At 58.3% G+C, this 22,437-nt stretch carries 18 protein-coding genes and 3 pseudogenes; 5 read left to right on the forward strand and 16 right to left on the reverse strand.

The features are described 5' to 3' along the window. Positions 1-26 precede the first annotated feature (26 nt). On the forward strand, positions 27-1,649 hold the full coding sequence (locus tag FFR93_RS37205; protein ID WP_246661401.1) for a recombinase family protein: 1,623 nt from the start codon (positions 27-29) through the stop codon (positions 1,647-1,649). A 23-nt stretch (positions 1,650-1,672) separates the two neighbouring features. On the opposite strand, the pseudogene FFR93_RS37210 reads toward FFR93_RS37205, so the two are convergent. Beyond that, positions 1,673-2,690 (reverse strand): annotated as a pseudogene (locus tag FFR93_RS37210) (IS3 family transposase); the annotation flags it as partial. Between the two features lie 85 nt (positions 2,691-2,775). Here FFR93_RS37210 and FFR93_RS37215 point away from each other — a divergent pair. Continuing rightward, positions 2,776-3,100 (forward strand): annotated as a pseudogene (locus tag FFR93_RS37215) (transposase); the annotation flags it as partial. Between the two features lie 8 nt (positions 3,101-3,108). Beyond that, positions 3,109-3,430: pseudogene (locus FFR93_RS37220) on the forward strand (uridylate kinase); the annotation flags it as partial. A gap of 388 nt (positions 3,431-3,818) precedes the next feature. Here the strand turns inward: FFR93_RS37220 and rpoN are convergent. From rpoN to ccoN, 10 genes are all read right to left on the reverse strand, one after another. After that, complete coding sequence (gene rpoN, locus FFR93_RS37225; RefSeq protein WP_138396851.1) at positions 3,819-5,378, reverse strand: RNA polymerase factor sigma-54; 1,560 nt, start codon at positions 5,376-5,378, stop codon at positions 3,819-3,821. Positions 5,379-5,698: 320 nt separating this feature from the next. Continuing rightward, entirely contained in the window at positions 5,699-5,857 is a 159-nt protein-coding gene (gene ccoS / locus FFR93_RS37230) for a cbb3-type cytochrome oxidase assembly protein CcoS (protein ID WP_003549679.1), read from the reverse strand. Continuing rightward, positions 5,854-8,139, reverse strand: coding sequence for a cation-translocating P-type ATPase (locus FFR93_RS37235; RefSeq protein WP_138396852.1), 2,286 nt, complete (start codon positions 8,137-8,139; stop codon positions 5,854-5,856). Before FFR93_RS37235 ends, ccoS begins: the two co-directional genes overlap by 4 nt. Beyond that, positions 8,136-8,621 carry a FixH family protein gene (locus FFR93_RS37240; protein ID WP_138396853.1) on the reverse strand — a complete coding sequence of 162 codons (486 nt, stop codon included), beginning with the start codon at positions 8,619-8,621 and terminating at the stop codon, positions 8,136-8,138. The genes FFR93_RS37235 and FFR93_RS37240 overlap by 4 nt, the downstream gene beginning before the upstream one ends. After that, positions 8,618-10,186, reverse strand: coding sequence for a cytochrome c oxidase accessory protein CcoG (gene ccoG, locus FFR93_RS37245; protein WP_131712722.1), 1,569 nt, complete (start codon positions 10,184-10,186; stop codon positions 8,618-8,620). Before ccoG ends, FFR93_RS37240 begins: the two co-directional genes overlap by 4 nt. A 168-nt stretch (positions 10,187-10,354) precedes the next feature. Next, a complete protein-coding gene (locus FFR93_RS37250) occupies positions 10,355-10,540 on the reverse strand; it encodes a hypothetical protein (RefSeq protein ID WP_138396854.1) in 186 nt (61 codons plus the stop codon). A 10-nt stretch (positions 10,541-10,550) separates the two neighbouring features. Beyond that, complete coding sequence (gene ccoP, locus FFR93_RS37255) at positions 10,551-11,414, reverse strand: cytochrome-c oxidase, cbb3-type subunit III (RefSeq protein WP_138396855.1); 864 nt, start codon at positions 11,412-11,414, stop codon at positions 10,551-10,553. A gap of 1 nt (position 11,415) precedes the next feature. Continuing rightward, complete coding sequence (locus tag FFR93_RS37260; protein WP_010067378.1) at positions 11,416-11,568, reverse strand: cbb3-type cytochrome c oxidase subunit 3; 153 nt, start codon at positions 11,566-11,568, stop codon at positions 11,416-11,418. A gap of 8 nt (positions 11,569-11,576) precedes the next feature. Continuing rightward, complete coding sequence (gene ccoO / locus FFR93_RS37265; protein WP_138396856.1) at positions 11,577-12,311, reverse strand: cytochrome-c oxidase, cbb3-type subunit II; 735 nt, start codon at positions 12,309-12,311, stop codon at positions 11,577-11,579. 8 nt (positions 12,312-12,319) lie between these two features. After that, entirely contained in the window at positions 12,320-13,942 is a 1,623-nt protein-coding gene (ccoN, locus tag FFR93_RS37270) for a cytochrome-c oxidase, cbb3-type subunit I (RefSeq protein ID WP_138396857.1), read from the reverse strand. Positions 13,943-14,084: 142 nt separating this feature from the next. On the opposite strand from ccoN, the gene FFR93_RS37275 reads away from it, so the two are divergent. Further along, positions 14,085-15,296: an IS110 family transposase gene (locus tag FFR93_RS37275; protein WP_246661402.1), complete on the forward strand. Its 1,212-nt coding sequence runs from the start codon at positions 14,085-14,087 to the stop codon at positions 15,294-15,296. A gap of 1,178 nt (positions 15,297-16,474) precedes the next feature. Here FFR93_RS37275 and FFR93_RS37285 read toward each other — a convergent pair. From FFR93_RS37285 to FFR93_RS37295, 3 genes are all read right to left on the reverse strand, one after another. Beyond that, positions 16,475-17,035 (reverse strand): hypothetical protein, encoded by a 561-nt coding sequence (locus FFR93_RS37285; protein ID WP_138396859.1) that lies wholly within the window; start codon positions 17,033-17,035, stop codon positions 16,475-16,477. 132 nt (positions 17,036-17,167) lie between these two features. Beyond that, positions 17,168-17,830 (reverse strand): transcriptional regulator, encoded by a 663-nt coding sequence (locus FFR93_RS37290; RefSeq protein ID WP_138396860.1) that lies wholly within the window; start codon positions 17,828-17,830, stop codon positions 17,168-17,170. 981 nt (positions 17,831-18,811) lie between these two features. After that, on the reverse strand, positions 18,812-19,237 hold the full coding sequence (locus FFR93_RS37295) for an ACT domain-containing protein (protein ID WP_138396861.1): 426 nt from the start codon (positions 19,235-19,237) through the stop codon (positions 18,812-18,814). Between the two features lie 364 nt (positions 19,238-19,601). Between FFR93_RS37295 and FFR93_RS37305 the strand changes: the two genes are divergently transcribed. Beyond that, complete coding sequence (locus FFR93_RS37305; protein ID WP_245503734.1) at positions 19,602-19,805, forward strand: Lrp/AsnC ligand binding domain-containing protein; 204 nt, start codon at positions 19,602-19,604, stop codon at positions 19,803-19,805. A gap of 436 nt (positions 19,806-20,241) precedes the next feature. On the opposite strand, the gene FFR93_RS37310 is transcribed toward FFR93_RS37305, so the two are convergent. Continuing rightward, entirely contained in the window at positions 20,242-21,084 is an 843-nt protein-coding gene (locus FFR93_RS37310; protein WP_281407921.1) for a cysteine synthase family protein, read from the reverse strand. Positions 21,085-21,574: 490 nt separating this feature from the next. Further along, a complete protein-coding gene (locus tag FFR93_RS37315) occupies positions 21,575-21,808 on the reverse strand; it encodes a helix-turn-helix domain-containing protein (protein ID WP_077988049.1) in 234 nt (77 codons plus the stop codon). Positions 21,809-22,437: the final 629 nt, after the last annotated feature.

Here is a 22,437-nt window from a genome sequence, read left to right on the forward strand (position 1 = left end):
GCCTCAACGAGTATGAACTCGATCTCTTGCGTCAGCGTTCCCTTTCCGCCCGCTATGAGAAGGCTCGCCGCGGTGAACTCGTCGTCACTGTTCCGGCCGGCTTCGTAAAGGCCGGTGATAGGATCGAGAAGGATCCAGACCGACGCATCCAGGAAGCCATCGCACTCGTCTTCAACAAGGTCACCGAACTCGGGAGTGCCCGGCAGGCCTTGCTATGGTTCCTTGAGCAGGGGTTGGACCTGCCCGTCAGGTGCGCCAACGGTGACGTCATCTGGCGCAGGCCAAATTATGCCACCATCCACCGGATGATTGCGAACCCGATCTACGGCGGCGCTTATGCTTATGGTAAGAGTCGTTCCGTACCGGGATACGATGGCCGATCTGGAATTCGCCGCAAGGCGCGTGATGAATGGCTTGCCCTGATCCCGGACGCGCACGAAGGTTACATCAGTTGGGAACGGGCGGAGGAGATCCGCAAGATGGTCAGCGACAATGTACCGGCCAGTCGCCATCATGGAGCGCCGAAGCATGGCGACGCTCTGCTTGCCGGCCTGTTCCGCTGCAAAAGGTGCGGCCGGAAGCTGACGGTTCGTTACACAGGAGCCAACCATAACATCCCGCGCTATTCCTGTTGGCGTGGTCTACTCGATAGTGGCGAACCACGTTGCATCGCCTTCGGCGGTCTGCGGGTCGATGATGCGATCGAGGAGGCGCTGCTCGGCGTGGTCGAACCGGGAGCCATCGCGGCCGCCGTTGAGGCGGAACGCAATATGGCCAGCCAACGCGATCAGGTTCAGGATGCCCTGCTGCGCGACCTCGAGGCAGCACGCTATGTAGCCGACCGGGCATTCCGGCAATATGACGCGGCCGATCCGGAAAACAGACTTGTAACGTCGGAGCTGGAGGCGCGCTGGAACAAGGCGCTGACTGGCGTCGGCGAGATCGAGGCCAAGATTGCCAAACATCGGACAGTTACGCCGCAGCCGTTCCCTATGTCCGCATCACAGGTAACCGCACTTGCGGGAAACCTTCGCACCGTCTGGACGGCGCCGACAACCGATCCAAGACTGAAGAAGCGCATCGTGCGCACGCTCATCAATGAAGTGGTCGCCGATCTCGATGATGGAACCTCTGAGATCGTCCTCGTCATTCATTGGGTTGGAGGCGTCCACACCGAGCTGCGCCTGCCGAAGCGACGCCGTGGCCAAAGAAACGCGACCCCTGACGACATTGTCGACGCTGTGAGACAGCTCATCTTGATCGCCAATGACGACGTGATTGCCGGTGTCCTCAATCGCAACGGATTGACGACCGGCAATGGCAATCGCTGGACACGGGAGCGGGTCACCGCGCTGAGGTCATATCGCAAGATTCCGGTCTTCCGTCCGCAGATCGACGGGGTCGAGCCATGGCTTAATCTGGGCGGTGCGGCGAAGTTACTCGGGATAACGCCAAAGACGCTGCGTCTGGCGGCCGAGGCTGGCGATATTGAGGGGGTTCATCCGCTACCCGATGGCCCATGGATCTTGAGCCGTTCCAAACTCGCGACCCCACAAGCACGTCAGATCCTCGATCGTGCCCGGAAGAACCCTCGCCACCCCGCGGGATCGCCTCCAGATCAGGAAAGCCTATTCCCTTCAATGACATAGAAAGATGGGTGTTATGAAACAGGATTGTAGTCTCTACGCCAATCCTCCATCTTCAAGCGCGCGTCGTCAAGGCTCATGAACCAGTGAGCGTTCAGGCACTCAGCCCGGAACTTGCCGTTGAAACTCTCGATGTAGCTGTTGTCCGTCGGCTTGCCTGGGCGCGAGAAGTCGAGCACGACACCCTTGTGGTAGGCCCACAGATCAAGATCTCGGGAGATGAATTCACTGCCATTATCGACACGAATGGACGCCGGATAACCGACTTGCCGGCATACTCGTTCGAGCGCTTGGACCACGTCCTCGCCCCGGTAGTTGAAGCGTGCATCGACTGCTGGTGAGAAGCGCGAGAAGGTATCGACCACCGTCAACACCCGGATCTTGCGCCCGGTGGCCAACTGGTCATGAACGAAATCCATCGCCCAGACGTGATTGGAATGGGTCGGCTCCGTCCGGTCGGCTCGCAGCTTCGCCTTGACCCGACGCTCGGGAACCTTGTTGCGGAGTTGCAGGTCCATCTCCTTGTAAAGACGATAGATTCTCTTCGGATTGACGGGCCACCCGTCGCGCTTGAGCAGGACATGAACGCGACGATAACCGTAACGCGCCCGTGTCTGGCAGATGTCTTTGATCTTCAGCTTCAACTCGGCCTGCTCGCCGCGCCTGGACTTGTAGACATAAAGCGACCGGTCAATCTTCAGCACCGAACATGCGCGCCGGATAGAAACCTTCCAGTCTGCCTTGATCGTGTCGACAAGCTTGCGCTTGCGGGCAGGCTTCAGAGCTTTTTTGACAGCACGTCCTGAAGCATCGCCTTGTCCAGCGACAGGTCGGCAACAATCCGCTTCAGCTTGGCGTCCTCCTCCTCGAGCTGCCGCAATCGCTTCATCTCTGACGGCATCAGCCCAGCGTATTTTTTGCGCCAGTTGTAAAACGTCGCGCCCGAAATTCCTGCCTTGCGGCAGACCTCGCCGATTGGCGTGCATCCTCTGCCTGCTTCAACACGAATGCGATCTGCGCTTCCGAAAACTTCGAGGCCTTCATCGAGTTCTCCTCTTCTTCTCTTCCCACCTGGGATCATAAGGGCAAAATTCCAGTTCCAAATGGCCTAAACTATTGGGGGCACGTCAATGGCGAACGCTTCCTCGAGAAGGTGCTGGTACCGGAGCTCAAACCTGGCGACATCGTCGTCATGGATAATCTCGGCTCGCATAAGGCCAGAACCGATCCGCGCCGCCATCCGCAAGGCCGGCGCCCGATTGTTCTTCCTGCCGCAGTATTCCCCCGATCTCAATCCGATCGAAAAACTCTTCGCCAAGATCAAACACGAGCTGCGCAAGGCGCAGGCCCGAACCCGATAGGCCATCGACGACGCGCTAGCAGCAACCCTTCAAACCGTCTCGCTGAAAGAGTGCCAAAACTACTTCAAGGAAGCCGGATATGAACAGGCCTAAAACAATCCCGCTCTAGTTCAGACTTCGGCCGAGCGTAAGTAAAAAGCGTGGATCCTCAGCCAATCAGCGCTGCACTACAAGGAGCATGACAGTGTCATTGCCGCGGGTGGTCAGACAATTGATCAGTCGGGCAGACTAACGTTCCTCGGCAGAAACAGCTCAGATCTGACAGCAGTCGTGACCGCAGCTATGTGGGGAGAGCAAGCCTGCCAGATATATTCAGATGTTAAGAGCGTCTACACGGCAGATCCCAATCCTGTCCCAGGGGCACGATTATTCCCGAAGATTGCGTACCGGACAATCGTGCAGATGTCGCGGCATGGCGCAAAGGGCAGGCTCTCGCTTGTCGAAAAATTGTACGTCTCCGTCGTATAATGGGGCGCCGCGATTTCTGTTTCTGCGCTGGGATATCTGAGATTTGAGTTTGCTGTCGCAGATGCCTTCATAGCCGCCGTACTTCTTGATCCAGCTCGAGCGCAGGGTACCATCTAACCCCATTGCTGTTGCGACGCTAAGCGCGCGTTGCCGGGCACATCTCGACACAAGACATTCCTTGACCGCCTAAGACCCAGAAACAGGAGCCGCGCCGAAAATAGACATGGCAGACTTGGCCAGCGCAAGCACCGCGGGCGTGATCCAAACTCACCCAAGGGCTAGCTTTCATAGAGTCGCGCCGCTTGGGGCAGGATTTTTCAGTTCAGGTCCAAGCATGATAGCCTCAGAAGCCCGCGACCTTGGCGAGCGCCCGCTTCTCGCGGCGGCGCTGGACCGAAGAGGCGATGTTCATTGCCTCCCTGTATTTCGCAACGGTGCGGCGGGCGAGATCGACGCCGCCCTTCCTCAGCATGTCAACGATATCGTCATCAGAAAGCACCGCCTCCGCGCTCTCCTGCAGGATCAGCGCGCGGATCTTGTGACGCACGGCCTCGGCCGAATGGCTGTCGCCGCCGGCGACGGCGCTGATCGAGACGGTGAAGAAATATTTGAGTTCGAAGAGGCCGCGCGGCGTCAGCATATATTTGTTCGACGTAACGCGGCTGACGGTGGATTCACTCATCTCGATCGCCTCGGCGACCGTTTTCAGGTTCAGCGGCCGCAGGTGATCGACGCCGTGCAACAGGAAGGCATCCTGCTGGCGGACGATTTCGCTTGACACCTTCATAATGGTATTTGCCCGCTGATCGAGGCTGCGGGTCAGCCAGTTGGCGGTCTGCATGCAATTCGAGAGGAAGGCCTGAACCTCTGCATCCTTCGTCTTGGTCACGCGAGAAAAATAGGACTGGTTGACCAACACGCGCGGCAGCGTATCCGGATTGAGTTCGACCAGCCAGCCGCCATCCGAGGAGGCTCTGACGATCACATCGGGCATGATCGCTTCGGAAACACTCGCCTCGTAACCGCTGCCGGGCTTGGGATTGAGCTGGCGGATCTCGCCGAGCATGTCGAGGAGATCTTCCTCGTCGACGCCGCAGAGCCGCTTCAATGTGGCAAAATCACGCCGGGCCAGCAGTTCGAGGTTTTCGACCAGAGCCTGCATGGCGGGGTCGTACCGGTCCTTCTGCATGAGCTGGATCGTCAGGCATTCGGCGAGGCTGCGGGCAAAAACACCCGGCGGATCAAGGCCCTGGAGAATGGCGAGCACCCGCTCGACCTGTGCGAGGCTCGCCCCCAATCTCTCGCCCGCCTCGACGATATCGGCCTGCAGATAACCGCAGTCGTCGAGCTGGTCGACGAAATTCTGCGCGATCAGCCGGTCGGCCATGTCAGGCAGAACGAAGGGGATCTGCTGGGCGAGATGATCCCGCAGCGACACCTGGCCGGCGACGAAATCGTCGAGATCGTAATCGGCACCCTCGCCGCTGCCCGGCATCGATTTCCACTGGCTGACGAGTTCCGGCGCATCGAGGCGCTGCGGGGCACCGTCATCAGGAAAGACATTGGTGTAATTGGCGTCGAGTTCGTCGTTCAGCCGGCTGGTGCTGGCACTGCCGCCATTGTCATACCAGTCGCTGGAGAGCGCCTCGGTGCGGTTGTCGTAGCCGTCGTCGGAGCCGGCATCCTCGGGCTGATGAGCATATCGATCATCTTCGGCTTCGCCGCCCGCCTCATCATCATCGTTGTATGGAAATTCGAGTAGCGGATTCTGTTCCACTTCTTGAGCGATAAACTGGTTGACTTCGAAGTGCGTCATCTGCAGCAACTGGATGGATTGCCTCAGTCGCGCTGTCATCACCAGGGACTGGGTCTGGCGCTGTAAGAGATTGGCGGACAGTTTCATGATAGAATTCCACTTAATTCGTGGGACCATGCCTGATCATGACCTCAGGGTACGGCGATCGATGCCTTCACGTGAAATTGGCACGTGCTTGGCATCATGAACCACTTGAGGCAACTTTGGCGCCTCGGCGCGTAATAGCCTTCAAGAAACGTGCCAAACCATCGACCGGATTCCGAAAAAGAATATGCTTAAGTTTCAGTGATTTATGGCGAGCAGTGAAGTTGGTTGCGAAAGGGCATTTGTCGCGGAGCCGACAAACGACGACGATGCAGTTTGTCGCGACTGTCCATCTTCCTATCGTGTTTGGACCCAGTGTGCGGTCAGGGTTCTCGTTGATCGGTTTCGTCCTCGGCGAGGATTCGCCAGGCGGCGCCTTGAAGGTCGTCATACTGGCCGCTCTTCAGCGACCAAAGGAATGCCAGGAGTCCTATTCCTCCCATCAGCAGCGCGATCGGTATGAGATAGATCAACATGTTCATGCGGCTTTGACCTCCGCACTCCTGCCGATCCCTCCTCGAGTGTGCATATCCGGACGCTTGCTGAGGGCGTTCAGCCGCAGTGCGTTGGTCACGACGATGATCGAAGATGTCGACATTGCCACCGCCGCTATCAGCGGCGTCGCCAATCCGGCGATGGCGATCGGCACCGCCAGAACGTTGTAACCAATGGCGAGAGCGAAGTTCTGCCGGATGAGGCTGGCGGATCGTCGCGCAACGGCGATCGCTTCCGGAACAGCGTCAAGGCGATCGTTGAAGAAGACGAGGTCGGCCGCCTGTCTGCCGATATCGGAGGCCGTGGCGGGCGCCATCGAGACATGCGCGGCAGCAAGCGCCGGGGCGTCGTTGATCCCGTCGCCAACCATGAGCACGCGACGACCTTCGCCGTTCAGCCTCTGGCATTCATCGACCTTCCGTTTCGGCGTCAGAGAGCCCAAAGCCCTCCCGATGCCCAGAGCATGCGCCGTATTGTCGACGACGATCTGACGGTCGCCGGACACGATCAGCGTTTCAAGGCCGGCTGCGTCGAGCTGGCCGATGGCCTCGCGAGCGCCCGGGCGAAGCGTGTCATCGAAGAAGAAGCGGGCAAGATCGACGCCGTTCTGCGACAAGACCACTTCCGAGAACGGACTATCGGCGGTGCGGGGCACGAAGCTGGTTCCGCAGGCAAACGCCGCGTTGCCCAAGCGATAGATATCCGCTCCGTTCCTGGCTTCCAGTCCCCCGCCGGGGATTTCCGTGACCCTGTCGAAGGAGATGGGGGCAGTTTCGGTGTCCCGCACCAGAGCCCGAGAAAGAGGATGCCGTGAATGCGCTGCCAATCCACGGGCGATTGCAGTGGCGCTCTCGTCCATGGCGTCCACTCTGACAAGGCGCGAACTGCCCATCGTCAAGGTGCCCGTTTTGTCAAAGGCCACAGTGTCGGTCTCGGCCAGTCTTTCGAGTGCCGAACCGTCCTTCACCATGATGCCCTTGCGGAAAAGCTCCCCCGCGGCGACGACCTGGACCACGGGCACGGCAAGGCCCAATGCGCATGGGCAGGTAATGATCAGGACCGCTACCGCGACCAGCATTGCCTGTTTCCAGTCTCCGCCGAGGAGGCCCCAGGCAAGAAAGGAGACCAGCGCCAACAGATGCACGGCCGGCGAATAGAGCGCCGCAGCGCGATCGGCGATCCTGCGATAGCGAGCTCTTCCACCCTCGGCGGCTTCCATCAGGCCGATGATCTCCGAAAGAAGCGAATTCTTGGCAATGCGCGTCGCGCGCAGGACGAGCGAGCCGGTCAGGTTCATCGCGCCCGAACTCACCTCGCTGTTACCGGCGACGGCGACGGGGCTGCTCTCGCCGGTGACGATGGAGAGATCCACGTCGCTTTCTCCGCTGACGACTACGCCATCGACGGGAACCCTTTCGCCTGCCGCTATCGAGATTTCATCTCCCACCGCGATCTCTTCTACCGCAATGTAACGTCGGGACCCGTCCGGATTGATCAGCAAGGCTCCGCGCGGCGCCAGCCTTGCAAGTCCGTTGATCGCCGCCCGAGCCTTTTCCCGCATGATATGATCGAGGGTCCTGCCGATCAGCAGGAAGAAGAGCAGCGAAACCGACGCGTCGAACCATGCATGTTCACCGTGATGGATGGTCTCCCACAGTGAAACGGCATAGGAGAGCGTCACGGCGAGAGAGATCGGAACGTCCATGTTGGTGCGCCCGTGGCGGAGCGCATTCCAGGCCGATTTGAAGAAGAAACGCCCGGCATAAACCAGCGCGGGCGCTGCTATCATCGCCGAGATCCAATGAAACATGTCGCGTGTTGCGGCATCTGCGCCAGACCAGACCGATACCGAGAGCAACATGATGTTGGCGGCCGCAAAGCCGGAAACGCCGATCGCCAGGAGAAGCTGATTTCTGGTTCTGTCGTTTTCGGCGGCCGAGGGGGTAAACAGATGCGCGCGATATCCGGCCGAGTTGATCGCTGCGAGGATCTCGGACGGATCGGCGGCATGTGTCTCCATCTCCTCCTGGTAGACGCAGGTTACCCTTCGAGCCGTAAGATTGACGCGCGCCGTCTTGACGAAAGGAAGTGTCAGTAACGCCCCTTCTATGGTCGAAATGCAGCCGCCGCAGTGGACGTCGGAAACGCTCAGGTCCAACTGGCGCAATCCTTCGCCGAGCGGCTGGCTGGCAAGGCGGACCTCTTCGGCACTGAATGATGTCGTGCTGAGGGCAAGCACGCTTTCCGCGTCCATGGTACAGCAGGTCATTGGCCTAACTCCGCGGTATCGATGCGTTTTGCCTCATGCATGACGACAACGCCGTTGTTTCGCGAGATGACCTCGACGATCCAGTCACCTTCGGCTAGGCCATGCTCCGCTTCGAACCGCCCCGCGGCTGTCTTCCTGAGTGCAAGGTGGAAGTCCTCGTGGTCTCCGACGGGCCGTTTGAAATTCAGCACGACGTCGTCGACGGCCGCAGGCGCGCCGCTCTTGTCGTGAATGTCGTAGCGGATCTGATGCCCTCTTATGGAGAGATCGCCCGCGACGCCGGAAGCGGCCATTGCCTTCATCGCCGCCGCTTTGCGGTTGAACTCCTGACTGGCGACATAGGTATTTTCCACGACCAGACCGCTCCAGCTGGAGGAAGCATAGAAGGCCATGGTGACGTTCACCGCGATCACCACACAAAAGAATGCCGAGGTCGAAAGCAGCATGTGCAGGCCTGTAAAACCTTGAGTGGAGGTCTTCATTTGATGTCTCCCGGTGCATTGAACGCCGCGCGGTAGGTTGCCCGATCGGCATGATCGGTATCTTCGATAACGAACAGAAATTCATTGGTCGCGGCTCCGGTAGGTTTGCGCGTAACGAAGACCTTCAGCGTCGTGGCCGCGTCGGGTTCGGCATGGACTGTAAAGCTGCGAGCGTCCTCCTTGCCGAACTCGGGAATGCGCATCGTCGCCCCCTCCAGCCCGACCAGGCTTATGTTCACATCCCTCGGCGTCGGCACCATGTTCAGGACACGAAGCGTGTAGCCATTCCGCAGAGAGCCGTCGCTTTCCAGAACATATTGGGGGTTTCGGTCGTGAACGACGTTGAGTTCAAGGCGCTCCCGAAAGGCGAGATGGACCAGCATGGCCATGCCGACCGACGCCCAGGCGACTGCGTAAAACACGGTTCTCGGACGAAAGATGATACGCCAGTTGAAGCGTCGGATCGCTGGAACGAAGGTCCCATCCTGATTTCGAACCCTGGACGGCTGGACGGCCGTTCGTCCTTCGTCCGTGGCGAGCGACATATTGCTCGAGTATTCGCTCAGCGTGGCGTAGGCGATCAGGCCGCGAGGCTTCCGCCGCTTTTCCATGAGACCGTCGCAGGCGTCGATGCAGAGCGCGCATGTGATGCACTCCATCTGCTGTCCGTCGCGAATATCGATTCCCATCGGACACACCGCCACGCAGGCATTGCAATCCACGCAATCCCCGACCAGCAGGCCCCTGGCTCGAGCTTTCTTCGGGTAACGTGACCGCTGCTCGCCCCGCCAGTCATTGTAGGTGACGACGAGAGAATTTTCGTCGAGCATCGCACCCTGGATACGTGGCCACGGGCACATGTAGGTGCACACCTGCTCTCGCATCAGACCGCCGAGCACATAGGTCGTTGCAGCAAGGATGGCGACGGTGGTGTAGGCGGCTGCAGGCGCGCGGCCGGTGAATAGTGAAACAAGCAGGCTCGGCGCGTCGGAAAAATAAGAGATCCACGCTCCGCCCGTGACGACGCCGATCAGCAGCCAGATCGAATGTTTGACCACACGCTTCCTCAGCTTGGCAAAGCTCATGGGACCAGCATCAAGCTTCATTCGCGCGTGTCGATCGCCTTCGATCGCACGTTCGACGACGAGAAAAAGATCAACCCAGACGGTCTGCGGACAAGCGTAACCGCACCATGCGCGGCCAACCGCGGAAGTGACGAGAAACAGGCCGAACCCCGCCATGACGAGCAGACCCGCCACATAATAAAATTCCTGGGGCCAGATTTCGATGAAGAAAAAGAAAAAGCGCCGTGAAGACAGGTCGATGAGGATTGCCTGGTCAGGCGCGTAAGGACCGCGATCCCAGCGAATCCATGGCGCGAGATAGTAGATGCCGAGGGTGATCAGCATCACGATCCACTTGAACCGACGGAAACGTCCCTCTGTACGCCTGGGAAAAACCTTCTTTCGAGGTGCGTAGAGAGGCTGTCGATTGCGACGGGCATTGACCGGCTTGACACTGAGCCTTTTGATGTTTTCGGGATCTGATGCAGTGTAGAGGTTCATAGGACCTATCCGATTTCACCTGCCGTTGTCCCATCTGCCGCGCAACCGTCCTTGATGCAGATCAAGAGCGAGGGCCTTCCCGCGAAGCGAAACGCCACGCCTCCGGAGAGGCGTGGCCCTGAGCTGCGGGGAACAACCACAGCTGGGACGTCCTCGACAAAATTACGGTTAACGGCTTGTCTGCTGGTGGTTTTTGAGGCGGGTCAAACTGACGATCGAACTGCCGATCTTTGCCGGATCGTCCTGATCGTATAATGGGGGCATCGTCCCAGCGCGTTCCGATATACGCGATCGGATGTCGGCGCGCGGCGTGCCGTAGAGGCCGAGGATTGGATTGTGGTCATGATCTGACATGGCATCCTCCTTAGGTTCCGCCGCCGAGCGAATGGACGAAGATCGTCAGTTCCTTGACCGTCGTGTCGCCGAGACGCCCTGCCCAAGCAGGCATGACGCCGTGTTTGGGAGCGGCTACCTGGCGCATGATCGCATCCTCGCCGCGTGCCTTCAGCCAGATCGCATCGGCGAGATCCGGCGCGCCCATGTCGGCCTTTCCTTTGGCGTCGTCGCCGTGACATGCGGCACAGTTATCGAGGAAGACCTGTTTTCCGGCCTCTGCGAGACCGGGGTCCGACGGTGTATTGGTCAGTCCCCAGACGTAAGCCGCGACCTGTCTTGTCTGGAGGGGATCCAGAACATCGGTAAAGGGCGGCATCTCGGAAGCATGAGTGTCCGCATCCCCGTCGAAGCGAATCCCATGCGCGATCGTCGCCTGGATGGCATCCAGGTCTCCGCCCCACAGCCAATCGTCGTCGTTGAGGTTCGGAAATCCCGGGCCGCCGCTTGCTCCCGAGCCATGGCATGGCGCGCAGTTCACCTTGAATGCAGATGCGCCGCCGGCGATCGCGAATTCGCGAAGGGCAGAAGCGGAATCGATCTCGTCCACCGTCTTGGCGGCGATCAGATCATGAAGCGCCGTCTGCGATGCTTTGGCCTGATCCAGGTTCTGCCGCAGCTCGGCGCGGCTGGAAAAGCCCAGCATACCCTTCGTGGCGTCGGTAATCATCGGGATCGCGGGATATGCGATCGCATAGCCCAACGCCCAGACAATGGTGGCGTAGAAGGTCCACACCCACCAGCGGGGCATCGGATTGTTGAGTTCGCGGATGCCGTCCCATTCATGTCCGGTCGTTTCGACGCCGCTAAATTCATCGATGTGTTTTTCCGACATCTCAATCATCCTTCAAGGGAATATCGGCGGCCTCTTTCGCCGTCTGCTTGCTGCCTGGGCGAAGGGTGAACACAACCGCGCCGACGAAGAATGCCGTCATTGCCAGGAGGCCCCAGCTGTCGGCGAAGTGTCTCATTGCTGTGTAGGTTTCCATGGATCACCTCAACGGTAGCCGGTCGCGTCGTCATAGGTCGAGAAATCGACCAGCGTTCCGAGCATCTGCAGGTAGGAGACGAGCGCGTCCATTTCGGTCAGCCTGGCCGGGTCGCCGTCGAAATCGCCGACCTTCGCCTTCGGATAGCGTTCGAGCAGGGCCGTCGTGTCCGCGTTCGGATCGGCCTGAGCCCTCATGTCGGCTTCCGCATTCGCCAGCATGTCGTCGCTGTAGGGCACGCCGACGTCCTCGTTGGCCTTGAGGTCCATTACGACATCCTTGACCGTCACTTCCTGCTCCTTGAGGAAGGCGTAGCTTGGCATGATCGATTCCGGCACGACTGCCCGGGGGTCCGCGAGATGCTGGACATGCCATTCGTTCGAGTAACGTCCGCCGACACGGGCCAAATCCGGCCCCGTACGTTTTGATCCCCACTGGAACGGATGGTCGTACATGGATTCTGCGGCCAGTGAATAATGGCCGTAGCGTTCGACTTCATCACGGAAAGGCCTGATCATCTGGCTATGGCAGAGATAGCAGCCTTCACGGATGTAGACGTTGCGTCCTGCGAGCTCCAGCGGCGTGTAAGGACGCATTCCTTCCACTTTTTCGATCGTGTTCTGCAGGTAGAACAGCGGTGCGATTTCAACGATGCCGCCGATGCTGACGACGAGCAGCGAGCCGACCAGAAGAAGCGTCGCGTTTTTCTCGAGGATCTTATGTTTATCCAATATCGATGCCATGTCTCACCTCATTCGGCAGGCTGTGCCTGGGGTACGAAAGTGGTCGGGATTGCAGCTTCGTCGCGCTGGTGGCCGCGGATCGTCATGAACACGTTACAGGCCATGACGAGGCCGCCCGCCAGGTAAAGCGTTCCGCCCACGGCGCGTAGCACGTAGTAGGGGAACATCGCCGCGACCGTCTCCGCGAAGGAATAGACGAGGAAGCCTTGGGAATTGTACTCGCGCCACATGAGCCCCTGCTGGATGCCGGCAACCCAAAGCACGGCGGCGTAGACGACGATCCCGAGGGTTGCGAACCAGAAGTGCCAGTTGACCATCCGCAGGCTGTAGAGACGCTCGCGTCCCCAGAGCTTCGGCGTCAGATAGTAGATCGCCCCGAAGGTGATCATTCCCACCCAGCCGAGAGCGCCGGAATGCACGTGACCGATCGTCCATTCGGTATAGTGGCTGAGCGAATTGACGGTTTTCACCGACATCATCGGGCCTTCGAAGGTCGACATCCCGTAAAAGGCGATGGCGACGATCATCATACGGATGATCGGATCCGTGCGAATTTTGTCCCAGGCGCCCGAAAGGGTCATGAGACCGTTGATCATGCCGCCCCAGGAGGGCATCCAGAGCATGATCGAGAAAACCATGCCGAGCGTCTGGGCCCAGTCGGGCAATGCCGTGTAATGCAGATGATGCGGACCGGCCCAGATGTACATGAAGATCAGCGCCCAGAAGTGGATGATCGAAAGCCGGTATGAATAGACGGGTCGGTTGGCCTGCTTCGGCACGAAATAGTACATCATGCCCAGGAAGCCGGCGGTGAGGAAGAAGCCGACGGCGTTGTGGCCGTACCACCATTGGGTCAGCGCGTCCTGAACGCCCGAGAAGACAGAATAGCTCTTGGAGCCAAGGAACGAGGCCGGAACCGCCAGGTTGTTGACCACGTGCAGCATGGCGATGGTGACGATGAAGGCAAGATAGAACCAGTTTGCCACGTAGATGTGCGGCTCTTTGCGCTTCAGGATCGTTCCAAGATACACGGCGAGATAGGCGACCCAAACGATCGTCAGCCAGAGGTCGACGTACCACTCGGGTTCGGCATATTCACGGGCCTGGGTGATTCCAAGAACGTATCCGGTCGCAGCCAGCACGATAAAAAGCTGGTAGCCCCAGAATACGAACCAGGCGAGGCTCCCGCCGAAAAGACGCGCGCGACAGGTGCGTTGCACCACGTAGAACGACGTCATGATCAGCGCGTTGCCGCCGAAGGCGAAGATGACCGCCGACGTGTGAACGGGCCGCAGCCTCCCGAAATTGAGATAAGGGGCGATGTTGAGGTCGGGAAAGGCCAGCTGCAGCGCAATGACCACGCCAACCAGGAAGCCGACCACGCCCCAGAATACCGTGGCGATCAGGCCATACCGGATCACCTCGTCGAAATAGCCGGACTTATCGACTTTGCGCTGTTGGCCTGCCGGCGAAAAGTCAACCTTCCTGACCATCAGCACAGCCCCCATAACGAGGCAGAGGCAAAGTATGCCCATATGGACCGCAAAGAGATGATCATGTGCGAATGCGGCTCCTAGCAGCGCTAGAAACGCCGCGACCGCGATCACCATCGTTTCCGTTGTGTAATTCATGATGTCGTCCTCAATGCGCCGACGACCGCGTCGCGGCCGTCTTTCTCGCCAGGACTGTCACGAAGCCGCAAATTGCTCCTTGATCCACATCAACGAGAGGACAGAAAGACGGGACGACGCCGCAGCTATAAAGTAAGGCCGTATGTCCGTCTTCGCGCCTGAGGTGGCTCGCCCTACACTGGTTTTCCGAGGGTTGCTCGGACAGGCCGAGCCGATCCTCATCACAGGAGGACGAGCCGTGGCAGATTATAGAGAAGCTTTTGTCGGAATCGATGTCGCCAAGCTGAAGAATGCGATTGCTGTTGCCGAATCTGGCCGGGAAGGAGAGGTCCGCTATTTGGGCGAGGTTGATGCATCCTATGCCAGCATGCGCCGCATTATCCAGCGAATAGCCGCGAAGTTTGATCGTGTACATTTCTGCTACGAAGCTGGCCCAACCGGTTACGGCCTGCATCGGCTGATCCAATCCCTTGGCCATGAATGCATGGTTGTCGTTCCGTCATTGAATCCAAGGAAGCCAGGCGACAGGGTGAAGACAAACCGTCGAGATGCACTCGCGCTCGCCCGGCTATTGAGGGCCGGCGAGCTCACAGCGGTGTGGGTTCCCGATGAGGGTCATGAGGCGATGCGAGACCTCGTTCGCGCCCGGGCTGCTGCAGTCGAGACGTTGCGGGTTCACCGACAACAGATCAGCGCCTTCATGCTCAAGCATGGTCGCATCTATCCACGCAAGAAGGGCTGGACGATGCGATATCTGTGCTGGCTGCAGGAGCAACAGTTCGATCACCCCGCTCATCAGATCGCTTTGCAGGAAATGGTCGAGGCGGTGCGCGTCTCGAAGGAGCGCGTCGAACGACTGGAGAAGGTCATCGAGGAATTCGTACCGAACTGGTCTCTTGCGCCGGTCGTCCGAGCTCTACAGACGCTAAGAGGGGTCGATCTGATCGTGGCCGTCACCTTTGCCACGGAGGTCGGCGACGTGAGCCGATTTGAAAGCCCGCGCCAACTGATGGGCTATCTCGGCCTGGTACCTGGCGAGCGATCAACGGGTGAAACGGTTCGACGAGGTGCGATTACCAAGGCTGGCAACGGCCGGGTTCGACACATGTTGGTCGAGAGCGCCTGGACTTATCGCCATCCGCCGAAGGTCGGCGCGAGGAAGCTGTACCGTCTGGAGCAAGCGCCGCCGAAAGTGCGGGAAATAGCATGGAAGGCTCAGACCCGGTTGACGGCTCGTTATCGAATGTTGACCGGACGCGGAAAGCGAACGACGGTGGTTTGTACCGCCATTGCCCGTGAGTTGACCGGCTTCATGTGGGCTGTTGCAAGGGAGGCGCAGGCGATCAGATCATAGATCGCCACATCGAACTTGCACCTCGCTCATGGGCGGGGGCGGAACAACGGCAGGGGAACACCCGTCAGACGCTTTGTGGCCGGCATTTGACCGACGCCCGCAGTAAGATCGGAGCAGCCCCGGACGCACTATCGGGAATGCGGTAGCCAATCCGCGCATCAGAGCTTGATCACCGACGTCCTTGAGTTCCGCCTCCACCCATACGCGATCATCATCATGAACAGCCGTTCGTTTGGGCGGTCGGTTCCTCGCGCCTAAAGCATTGACAACGGACATTAGAGCGCTGTTCTGGGGCCAGGGCAAAGGGAGGTTGAGCTTAGTGCTACGTTGCGAGCTGGCGAGCAGTTAGAGCCTCTGCCTGTGCCATCGCCGCAGCCTTGGTTTTGAAGGGGCCGACATCGTTTTCTTCGGTGTCAGGTAACCACTTCGGAAGGAACCACCAGCCTCCGGGATGATAACTGGAACTGCTCCTCACTGAGCCGACATCCTTCGAAGAACCAGCCGGAGTCGATTCCATCCTGCTCCCATGAGATACTCTGCTCTGTCACTGCATATCCAATCGCTGTCGATTTTATCGGAGCATTCTATCCGTGCGATATGCCCAGGGCAATAACTCATCGATCCGACTGTTGGGGTGCAGTAACCGGGCTGGAAGCGGGATGCAGCCCCCTCTAGCCTGTCCCTCTCCTCGCGGGAGCGCCGTCGGCTGCGAAATCACGGCCGAGGTTTGCGAAACTGTTTCGGAAACGTGGCATGGCGACTTTGCGGCGCTTATTAGCGGAGTCACGGCTGCCAATAGAGCAAGCTGCAGCAGCGGCGCGCTGATCGTCCGCTCCGGCGCAAAATGCGCATTGTTCGATCGATAAGTCTTGCCGGCGTCAAAATCCCTACCCAGGCGACGGCGGCAGCTTCCATTGGATTGTACGCGACGCAGAAACGGATCTGTATTTCCATCAATCCAGCCGTGTGACTCCATCCAACTTTCGGGGCGCGGACTAATTGGTCTTGATGGCTCCGAACCGACACTCCTAATGCTGATTAGCCGGAACTCGAGTATGGGCGCAGTGCCTTCAATTTGTTGCCCGACGAGGCGCCAAGTTCGTTTTTGGCCAAGCTTAGGGAACGGCGTTTGACACGATGCTCATACCCAAGGTCCGGAGAATGGGTTTATGACAGCTTCAGCGTTCGAACCGCTCCAGCATCCTCTTCAATTGTGCATTTTGCATTTGAAGCTTGCGCGCCAACTGGTCCCGCAGAAGCCTGATTTCTTCGTCGAGATTGATTGCATCGTCAAAAGCGGTGAGAGCGCTTGGAGCAGGTGGGATAACGACTGCAATCGTTTTCGCTTTCATGCCCCGCATGCCGCGCTTTCGCGTTTGACCTTCGCCAACTCGAAAGGCTTTTGGTGCGGCATGCGCGTCTGTATCGGCCTCGTCGGTCAAAACCGGGTCCGACGCTTCCATAGGCCTCGCGCTTTCGACATCTGTCGTGTCATCAACAACGCTTGCCGTTTCCTCGGAATGATCCGGGTCCGCCGGAACCGCCGCGGAATGACCGTGAAGAACTGGCTTTTCGTCCGCCGGACGGTCTGCGCCGTCCAACTCGTTGTTGTCTGCTGTTTCAGTCGGCTTGGCGATGGCCAATACGTCCGGCTTCACGTCATCGGTCGAGCCGTGTTCTTGCCTCTGCTGCCGTCGCGGGGACACCAGCCGGGCAAGAAGTTTCCAAGGAGACGCCATTTTATTCGACCTCGAATTCTACTCCGGTATGCATACCGCGAGCAAAAGCGTTGGCGGCAGAACGAACCGCCGCCAAAAAGTACACTTCAATAAGCATGAGAATGCGGCCAGCACTTGGCCGTCTGCTGCCAATCAACCGAGGTTGAGTCGCTTTCGAAGATCGGCATTTTCAGCACGGAGCTTCTCCGCCAGCAGCTTGCGCAGCCTCTGGTTTTCCTCTTCGAGCTGCAGAAGATCCGCGATCTCATCAACTGCCGCCACCGGCGGTGCAGCCGCTATTTGGATAGCCTTCGGAGCGCGTTTGACGGGCGCACGCTTGGCACTCACCGTACCTTCGTCAGACTTTGGCCTGCGTCCTCTCTTCTGCTTGACAGCTGCGGCACTCGCAGTCGCTGCCGGTTGCACGGAAACGACGGCTGCGGCCGTTTCAGGCACCGCTTTCTTGGCGCGAGGTTTGCGCACCTTCTTCGGTGCATCGGGCGCCACGGCGGCCGGCGTTTCAGCATTGGTCATCGTATCGTTTTCGTCGGCCATTATGGTCTCCTGTAAAGCCGATGCATTTGTCTCCTGCTCGATCGGCAGTGTCAATAACGACCCGGCCTGTTCTTCTCCGGATACAAGCATCTCGCTGCTTCTTGCCTGAGGAGTTAATGACATAAATGGCATTGCCTCGTCCTGCAGATCTTGAGCAACGGACTTGAGATCGGTGTCTCCCCAAATCGAATTCGGTTTAGAATTGAGTTTTCGCCGACCTGATTTGTACTCGACGGCAAAGCTGCGCTGCACTTTTTTCACTTTAGGAAGCCTCGGGTGTCTGTGGCAATTTTTCAGCGATGTCTTCAGTTTCGCAACAAGCCTTTCAGATAACGACTGCAGTCCATTCGGTCTATCCTTTTTAAGTATTCGGCTCAAACGCGGCTCCAGTCGCAGAGAACCACTTATGGACGCAACTGTGACAAAACGATAGAATCGCAGCCGTCGGGATATAGTTCCGTTGGCGCCGCTTCATTGTGGCTGATTCTTGTTGACTACATCGCGTTCTGAGCGGAGGAAATCGATGCGGCAGTCCGGGCCACCCCCTGCAGCATCTTGATCGTTTGTCTGTTTATCAAGAGGCGCACCGCCGAGCGCTGACTTTCGGTGCGACCGCCCGCGGATTGTCGGTGCCAGTGTCGCATTATCGCGGCATTCGGCCACAATGTTCACTTAATAACGCGCAATATTTAAAGCAATTCGGTAACCTCGGTAAGACCGATGCAGGCCGCGAGGAACCCGGCAAACACCCCGGCCTTCTGGCGAACATTGACAGGTCGAGGGTGTTCTGCTCAACCTCGCCGGCATGATCCGAGCGCTGAAGATCATGGTGGATGGGAAGATTGACGTGCGGAAGGGCGATTAAGCGAGTTGGTGTTGGGATGCCCAAACTCCCGCTTTGTAGAGAACCTGAGTAGATATCATTGATCCGCGTGACCTCGATCAGTTGGCATCCGCAAATTTGATCGCACATCTCTACATTAACCGTATTCCAACGATCGTGGAGTGCCCTAACTCGGCCGACTCCATTGTCATGCTCCCTTTAAAAACTCGATGTGTTGCCCACGTCAGGCGATTGCGAACGGTTTTCGCCAAAACAGTGATCGCCCGTATCGACGATCTTCGCAGCTTCTCGGTTGATCGCGATGGAGCCTCAGCGAGGAACGCTCAGGTCTGCTCGTGCTGCCGCTTGCCCGCGAAGTTAGTAAAGCTTCGCCGGCTATGTGCGGGTAATACTGTTCGTCAACATTTGCGCCTCGCCCGCGCGGACTCGCGTTGCAGCGTTTCCAGCAGATGCAATGCTCGATCAGCTAGGCCCGCCGGAACAAAGATGTGGTCGTGGTGATATGCTGCCACCATGTTGCACGGTATGCCAGCTTCTGCGAGACAGGCAGCAACGCCCGCCGTAAGGCCGACGCCATCGAGCGCAGAATTCACATTGAGGGTGATCTGGCGCATCGCAAGTGAAGTTTCGAACCCCGCTTCGTGCGCCTCTCCTTTCTCAAGGATGACTGTCAAACCTTCTCTTTCGTGAAATGTCCCAATCGGATTCAGATTGTGGACTTTGCTCCCATGATTGGGTATCGAGCAGAACACATACTCGCCGTCTTCGAGCGAGGGCGTCATGTTCGACAGCATTTCGAACTTGTCTCGCGACACAATAGTCATTTTAGCGGTCTCCTTTGCCTATCAATATGCTGTCTTGGGTGTTCATTGTCTAAGACGGGAATTGGGCGCGAACAAATGAGATTTCCTTAATTGGCATAAGGCAGATTGACGACGTTAGATCGATTTCAACTTGAGGCACTCGTCGCACTCCTTCGCAGCGCAAGCTTTGAGCGGGCGGCCAAAATACTTCGGATTACGCCTTCGGCGGTCCCGCAACAGATTAGAGCGCCTGAGGAAAAGGCTGGCGGTCTTGATCGTCCGCGGTCATCCGTGCCGGCCTACCCAAATTGGAGAGAGGATATCCCGTCACGCCGCACGACACTCACACGACAACGCTGACTCCTTCTGAGAGGCCGTCCTCTCCATGCCCGAAGTAATAGCATGTCACCTCGTCTCGGGAGACCATGATTTCTTGCTCGAGGTAGTGATTCCCGACATGGCTACGTATGAAGCAACGGTTCTGCGCGTTACTCGCTCTTCCCGCAATTGGCGTCATCCGGACATCTTTCGCGATGCGCCCCATAAATCCAACGGTCCGTTACCTCTCGACAGCGCCGGCATCCCTTAGTGTCGCGGCAACAGGGTGGCTCCTGCGTCGGGGTCGGAGTAAAAATCACTCATGCGACAATGTTAGGCCGTAAGCCGTCGTCAGGGCCGCAGACTATGCCGCCTAAGAGTTCAATTCAGTCGATTACCAGTTCGACCGAAGCAGTTGATCAGCTTTCTGACGGACACATCGGCAACGCAGGCAAGAAGGTGGGCAAGCCAGGCTTGGACTTTGACGCCGTTTAGATTGGCGATCGTCGTGGCAGAGCCTGGACGGAATGTGAAATTTACTCGTGGGCACGATCATGAACCTTCCCTGCCCCGTTGACAGGATGCTCCAAAAAACTGCGCCACCGATACAACGAGGGGCGCGTTTGCCTAGGGGCCGGGGCGTTTTGTCGCGCAGGTTCCAATTCAACCGAAGGTCCAGCGTCGTCCCGGCCGTCGCTCGACCGTTGTCAGGCATCGGCAAAAAGCTTCCCGTTCATGTACTTTAGACCGGTGTCGCTCGCGACCGTGACGACCGTCTTACCCTGCCCCAACTCCTTGGCCAAACGAATCGCCGCAGTGACGTTGAGGCCCGCGGACGTACCGACCAGCAATCCTTCCTCCCGTGCTAATTGGTGACACATAGCGCGTGCTTCCTCTTCCGGAATGCTGCGCGCTTCGTCATAGAGATCTTGATTGAGCAAAGGCGGAACGAAGCCTACCCCTATCCCCTCGACGTGGTGGGTTCCGGCCCAACCTTTCGATATGACGGGTGAAGAGGCCGGCTCCAGAACCACGATCCGAACCGTCGCTGAGCGCGACTTCAGAATCCTTGCCACGCCCATTGTCATTCCGGCCACACCAACTGCGCCACAGAAGGCGTCGATACCGTCTGGAAATTGTTTGACCAACTCATGGCCGATTTCCTCATAGCCAATCAAGGCGTCACGGTTGTTAAACTGGTCCGAATAATAGCAGTCCGACCGGTTGGAGACCTCCTGGGCGTGACGGATCATAGACGGAATCAGATCGGCCGAGATTTCGCCGGACGGGCTGTGGATCAGATCAACGGTTGCGCCAAAGCTGCGCATGGTACGCAACTTCTCCATGGCAAAGGCGTTGGAAGAAGCCACAATGAAATGATAGCCTTTCACTGCGCAAATGAAGGCGAGCGAGGACCCAGTGCTTCCCCCACTCGCCTCGACTACTGTCATTCCTGGCTTCAAATCTCCGCGGCGCTCAGCCTCTTCTATGATGGATTTTGCCATGCGGTCTTTATACGAGCCTGTCGGGTTGAAATACTCGAGCTTCACAAAGACTTAAGCGCTCCCGTCCGGTACGACGCGACGCAGGCGTATGACCGGTGTATTGCCAATAGCGTTGAGCGCTGACTCGGCGGGGGGCTCAGTTGCATGTTTTATTTGTCCTTCCGGTTGATCGTCTAGCGTCTATTGGGCAAGCCACCCGGGGTGAACCGCGTGTTGAGTTTTCGATGGGCGTCAAACCGATGCAAAACACCCAACGAGATCATACAGCGGATTCCCACGAAGTTTCCCAAGAGACTGCTGAACCTTGGAATCGAGCTGCACGCGATGATGCCTAATTTGCGAGCGGAAGAACTGCGCCAGCCACGTCATTCCCCTTGAAGAGTCAGCTGGTTGTCGAACATCACAGCCGAGGTTCCCTGCCCTACTCTTGAAAACTGTGCCCGAGTTGAACAGCTTCCCATTGAAGCGCGACCCGTGAGTTGCTGCACCCACCTTCCTTGAGAAGTAGAGCCGTGGAAAAAGCTGTTCAACGATGTCAGCGCGGCGCATCGCATATCTTTTCTAGAATCCCCAGTGCGGATGCAGTCCTTCGGATCCTCGACGCGTCGAAATCCGCGTCATTCTCCAGAGCCGTCACCTCTGCCACAGTCAGACCAGTGGTTTCTGCGACGTCGTCCAGCGAATAGCCGCGAGCCAGGCGAGCTTCTGCAAGCAGAGCGCCAACGGACGGGGCAACTGGGGGTTTCGCAATCTTCGAGACCATGTTCATGTCGATTAAGGCTCCTTTTGGCAGCCGGAAAACGTGCATCCGTTTTCTAGTTCCACCGCTGCCGACCGCGTCCGGCAACGGACAGTTTCTTCGAATTCCGCGGGCGCACTTTCTATCAGTTTGTGCAGCGGAGTACAGGTCTGACGCGATGAAGGACGGACAACCCTTGCGTAGCAGCCGACGAGAGGTAACCCAAGCTCCCAACTGCGGCGCACACTCACGACGGCCGACAAGTAGCTTCCGATCTGGCAGGAGCGTTCGCCCCGGTAGGGAAACTCGTAGGGAGTGATGCACTGATCATTCCCAAGCGGAGAACGATGGACAAACAATTCGAGAGTTGCCTCGGCGCGATACGCTCATGGCCCGCAGATTCGGCCAGAGCCTGTGAGAAACCTGCCGGGCGCTGTTGATCGGCCGTCGTCTTGAAGAGATCGCCTGAGAACGGCGCATGGGGATCAAGCGCAGCAGCCTGAGAGCTCAAGGGTCCGTCATCTTTAAGGATTTGAGGAACGTCGAGCGCCCGAAAAGAGGATGCGGGCAAAGCCCGCATCCTCAGACTGCTGACAAACCCCTGGCACCGTCCAGGGGTTTATGATTCACTGGGACATGTTGAAGAAACCTGCCCCCAC

The sequence above is a fragment of the Rhizobium sp. MHM7A genome (genome assembly GCF_005862215.1).
GTDB lineage: Bacteria > Pseudomonadota > Alphaproteobacteria > Rhizobiales > Rhizobiaceae > Rhizobium > Rhizobium bangladeshense.